The sequence below is a fragment of the Conexibacter sp. CPCC 205762 genome, assembly GCF_030646155.1.
Classification (GTDB): Bacteria; Actinomycetota; Thermoleophilia; order Solirubrobacterales; family Solirubrobacteraceae; genus Conexibacter.
Genome location: NZ_JAUTDN010000087.1, coordinates 1 through 4,907 on the forward strand (window position 1 = coordinate 1; position 4,907 = coordinate 4,907).

Here is a 4,907-nt window from a genome sequence, read left to right on the forward strand (position 1 = left end):
CGGCGCCGCAGGGGGCGCGGGCGCGGCGGCAGGCGTGGCGGGCGCGGGCGCGGCATCGGCTTCGGCGCGCGCGAGCAGCAGTGCCGCGCCGTGCTCGTCGCCGGCCTCCGCGCGTGCCGCCGCGGCCGCCAGCGTCAGCTCCGGCCAGCGCCGCCGCAGCTCCACGGGCAGCTGCCGCTCGACCGCTCCAAGCAGCGCCAGCTCGCCGTCGAGCAGCAGCCGGGGCCATTGCTCCGCCACCAGCTCCGCGACTAGCTCCGGCTCACCGGCCGCGAGGCCGTGAGCGATCGCGGCGCGTGCGTCGCCGGCGCCGCGACAGTGCAGCGCGGCGCGGCGGTGGAGCGGTTCCAGCTCGTCGGGCGCGACGTGCGCCAGCTCGCTTCGCAGCAGCGACGCCAGCAGCGGGCCGAAGCGATACTGGTCGGGGCCGGCTCGCTCGACCAGCGCGTTGCCGCGTGCGAGCCACTCCAGCAGCTCCGCCGCGTCGGGCCGGCCGCCCAGCTCGACCGCGAGCGTGACCGGCAGCGGATCGGCGATCGCGGTCCGCATCAGGAAGCCGCGCAGATCGCCCGGCCATTGCGCCAGCTGCTCGGTGCGGATGAAGTCGGCGACGGCGCGGTCGTCGCCGCCGTAGCCGGCGACGAAGGCGGCCGCGTCGTCGTGGTCGCGCAGCGCCAGCGCCGGCAGCACGAGACCGGCCGCCCAGCCGCCCGAGCGGCGCCACAGCTCGCGCGCGTCGACGGCGTCGAGCGTCGCGCCCCAGCGCCGCAGCAGCAGCTGCGCCTCGCCGGCGCCGAACGCGAGCGCCGCGGCGCCGATCTCCGTCAGCCGCCCGCTGACGCGCAGCCGCTGCAGGCCGATCGACGGCTCCTCGCGTGCGACAAGGATCAGCCGCAGCGCCGGCGGCGCGTGGCGCAGCAGCGCGGTCAGATCCTCCTCGATCGCCGGGTCGCGCAGCTCGTGCAGGTCGTCGAGCACGAGCACCAGCTCGCGCTCGCGCTCCGACAGCAGCTCGACGAGCGCGGTCAGCAGCCCGTCGACGCGGCCGCGCGGCGGCAGCCTGAGCGTGCCGAGCGCAGTGTCAGCCGGGTCGGCGCGCGCGAGTGCGTCGAGCACCGCGCGCCAGAAGGCGCGACGGCTGTCGTCACGCGCGTCGAGCGACAGCCAGGCGATCGGACGGCCGCGGCTGCTCCTCAGCCACGAGGCGACGAGCGCGGTCTTGCCGCTGCCGGCCGGCGCGCAGACGAGCGTCGTGCCGCTGCTGCAGCCCCGCTCCAGCAGCCCGAACAGGCGCTGGCGCGGGACCCACGGAACGGGCGGCGACGGCGGCGAGAGCTTCGTCGCGATCGTGGACGTCGCACTGCTGTCGCCGGTGCTGGCCATCCTCCTCCCGCTGCCTCGTTCCCCCGCTCGGCTGGTCGGTGGCGCGAGCATACCGCTCCGGCAAGTGGTTGCTCAAAGTTCCTCAACCCGTCGTGTCGGCGCTCCTTCACCCGCTCGGGGTGATGACCCGTCACCCATGACGACGGACAATGCGCCTGGAGAGAGACGAATGGCGATCGAGCATCCACCACCGCTCCCGCGCGCGCTCGTCCACCGGACCCGCCTGCTCGACCGCCTCGACGACGGCACGCGCGCTCCGCTGACGGTCGTGAGCGGCCCGGCCGGCGCCGGCAAGACGACCCTGCTGGCCGACTGGGCGCGCGGTCGCGGCGCCGCACGGTCGCCGTCGTGGCGCGACGGCTCCCGCGCCCCGGCCGCGCTGCTGGAGACGCTCGGGCGCGAGCGCACGCGTGACGGCGACCCGCTCGTGGTCGTGATCGACGGGCTCGACGCGGGCAGCACGCCAGCCGTCTTCGGCGAGCGGCTGACCACCCTGCTGCGCGACCGCGGCGAGCGGCTGCGGATCGTGCTCGCCTGTCGCGGCGAGCCGCCGCTGCCGCTCGGCCGCGCCCGCCTCGACGCGACCGTGGTCGAGATCGCGCCGCGCGAGCTGGCGTTCACGTGGGAGGAGGCGCGCGCGCTGCTGGCGACGCGGCTGCCCGACGCGGCCGCGCGCGAGCGCTGGCAGGCGGTCGAGGGCTGGGCGGCCGGCCTCGAACGCGAGCCGGCCGAGCGGAACGAGTACGTCCGCCGCGAGCTGCTCGACCGGCTCGGCGAGCAGGAGCGAGCGCTGCTGCTGCGCCTCGCGGTCGTCGACGAGCCGGTGACGCCGGAGCTGGCGGCAGCGCTGGCCGTGGCGGCGGTGGGCGGCCGCGCGGCTGCCGCCGGCGTGGTGCTGGAGCGGCTGGCGCGGGCACATGCGCTGGTCGTGCCGCTCGACCGGCACGGCGGCAGCTACCGGCTGGCGGCGCCGCTGCGGGATGCGCTGCGGCCGCTGCTCCCGCATGACGAGCGCCCGCCGCTGCACCGCCGCACCGCCGGCTGGCACGCGCGCGCCGGCAACCCGGAGCCGCGCCTCGTCGCCGGCTCGCCCGACGACGACCTCGCCACGCGGCGGCGGCAGCGGACGCTCGCGCTGCGGCAGCTCGGCGTCGCGCAGCTCGCGGCGGGCGACGTCGACGATGCGGCGGCGACGCTCGAGCAGGCGCTCGGAAGCGCTCGCTCAGCGGGGCTCGACCACCTCGCGGTCGCCTGCCTCGGGCCGCTCGCCACGCTCGACGCCGGCCGCGGCCGCCTGCGCTCCGCCCAGGCCTGGGGCGAGCAGGCGCTCGTGCTCGCCGCCGACCTCGGCGACGAGCGCTCGGCCGCGCTCGTGCCGGCGCACACGGGCCTCGCCGTCGTCGCCTGGCAGCGCGACCGCCGCTGCGCCGCCGACGCCGAGCTGCGCCGCGCCGAGGCGCTGCTGGCCGCGAGCGACCACTCCATCGCCGACGACGCCGCCACGCCACCGACCACCGCCAACCGCCGCAGCGCCGACGACGCCCGGCCGCCGCTGGCCGCGCGTGACCGCCGCGGCGCCACGCCGCCGGCCGCCGGCGCATTCGATCCGCTCGTGGCGCTGACGCTGCGGCTGCCGGCCGCGTGGCTGGCCGCCGCCGGCCCGCCCGGCGAGCCCGCCGCGGAGCTGCGCCGGCTCGACGCCGCCGCCGAGGTCGCGCGCGCCCGGCTCGGCCCGCTGCCGGCCTGGCTCGCGCTCGACTGCGACGACGCCCGCGTGCGCCTGCTGCTCGCGCTCGGCCTCGACGAGGAGGCGGAGGCGGTGGCCGGGGGCGAGACGCTCGCGGCCGCCTCCCTCACGCCCCGCGACGCACCTGCCCCGCCCGCGGACGGCGCGGTGCCGGAGCGCCTGCTGCTGCGCTCCCGTGTCGCGCTGGCGCGGGAGGATCTCGTCGGCGCGCGGCAGCTGGCGGAGGCGTTTCTCGCCGCCGCTCCGGCCGCGGTCGCACCGGCGCGGTTGCTGGAGGCGATGGTGCTGCAGGCGCGCGTCGCCTACGAGCTGGGCACCGTCTGGGAGGCGCTGGAGTGGCTGGAGCGGGCGGTCGCGGCGGCCGCCGAGGAGGGCTGGCGGCGGCCGTTCGCCGAAGGCGGGCCGCCGCTGCGGGCGCTGCTGCGGGTGCTCGCGCGGCGCGGGCCGTGGCCGCCGCGCGGCTTCCTGGCCGAGCTGCTGGAGGAGCCGGGCACGGCGCCCGCCGGCGATCGCCGCGAGCCGGCGCTGAGCGCGCGCGAGCGGGCCGTCCTGCGCTATCTCCCCTCCCCCCTTTCCAAGCGCGAGATCGCCGGCGAGCTGGGCGTCTCCGCCAACACCGTCAAGACCCACGTGAGCGCGATCTACCGCAAGCTCCGCGTCGGCTCCCGCCCCGAGGCGGTCCTACGCGCGCGCGAGCTGGGGCTGCTGGGAGGAGGTCTGTAGGCTCGGACGGGTGACCGGCCGCCAGCTCACCGCCGTGCTGCTCGCGATCGTGGCGGTCGCGCTGGCGTTCGTCGGCGGGCTCTCGCGCTACCTGCGCGACGAGATCGTCGCGCCGAGACCGTTCGCCGACCGCGCGCTCGCCGCGCTCGACCGCGAGCCGGTCAGAGCGGCCGTCGTCGACGCTGTCGCGACACAGGTCGAGCAGCGCGTGCCGAGCGGGCTGCTGTCCGCGCAACAGGCGCGCACGCTCGCCGAGCGGGTCGTCGCAACGCGCGCCTTCCGGCGCTCCTTCCGCCGCACCGCGCTCGACGCCAACCGCGTCCTCTTCCAGGACGACGCCGGTGCCGCGACGCTGCGGCTCGGCGCGTTGACCGGCGCCTTCGACACGATCGACCCGCGCATCTCGCCGCTGCTCGGCGACGCTGCCTCGCAGCAGCTGCTGTCGCTGCGCGGGGACGACGTCGGGCTCGGGACGAAGAAGCTCGGCGACGGCGCCGACTCGCTCGCCAGCTGGTGCCTGCCGCTCGCGCTCTTCGCGCTGCTGGCGGCGCTGCTGCTGGCGCCGCGGCGGCTGGCCGTGATCCGCGTCACCGCGATCTGCGCGCTGCTGGCCGGGGCGCTGCTGCTGGTCTCGCTCGCGCTCGGCCGCGCGGCGGTCGTCGACGCCGCCAAGGCGAGCACCGGCGTCAGCGTGCAGGCGGCCCGCGACGCAGCCGGCGCCGCCTGGGAGGAGTTCACCGACGGCCTGCGGCCGTGGGCGCTGGGCGCCGTCGCCGCCGGCCTGATCGTGACGGCGCTGACGCTGCTGCCGGCCGCGCTCGGAAGCGGCGGCCGGCGCCGCCCGGCCGCGTGAGCTGGTTCGCTCGCGCGGCCGGCGCAGACGGGGTGCCTCAGCCGGTGATGAAGCCGGTGCTTCTGACGATGCCGAGGACTCTCTTCATCGAGTAGGCGACGTCGAACGGGCCGTTGGGCGTGACGCCTCTTCTGCCGTTGATGTCGCCGTTGAGCGCCGCGATCGCGCCGGCGTGGCGCGCCTCGATGGTGAGGATCGAGA

Annotated in this window: 3 protein-coding genes; 2 read left to right on the top strand and 1 reads right to left on the bottom strand. The window is 77.9% G+C overall.

All coding sequences use genetic code 11. The annotated features are described in order from the left end of the window. The coding region (locus Q7L73_RS28435) for an AAA family ATPase (RefSeq protein WP_304696324.1) at nucleotides 1-1,383 on the bottom strand (1,383 nt) is incomplete at its 3' end. 169 nt (nucleotides 1,384-1,552) lie between these two features. On the opposite strand from Q7L73_RS28435, the gene Q7L73_RS28440 reads away from it, so the two are divergent. After that, nucleotides 1,553-3,853, top strand: a complete 2,301-nt coding sequence (locus Q7L73_RS28440) for a LuxR C-terminal-related transcriptional regulator (RefSeq protein ID WP_304715786.1) — start codon at nucleotides 1,553-1,555, stop codon at nucleotides 3,851-3,853. Nucleotides 3,854-3,863: 10 nt separating this feature from the next. Then, nucleotides 3,864-4,706 carry a hypothetical protein gene (locus tag Q7L73_RS28445; RefSeq protein ID WP_304696349.1) on the top strand — a complete coding sequence of 281 codons (843 nt, stop codon included), beginning with the start codon at nucleotides 3,864-3,866 and terminating at the stop codon, nucleotides 4,704-4,706. The last annotated feature ends 201 nt before the right edge of the window (nucleotides 4,707-4,907 follow it).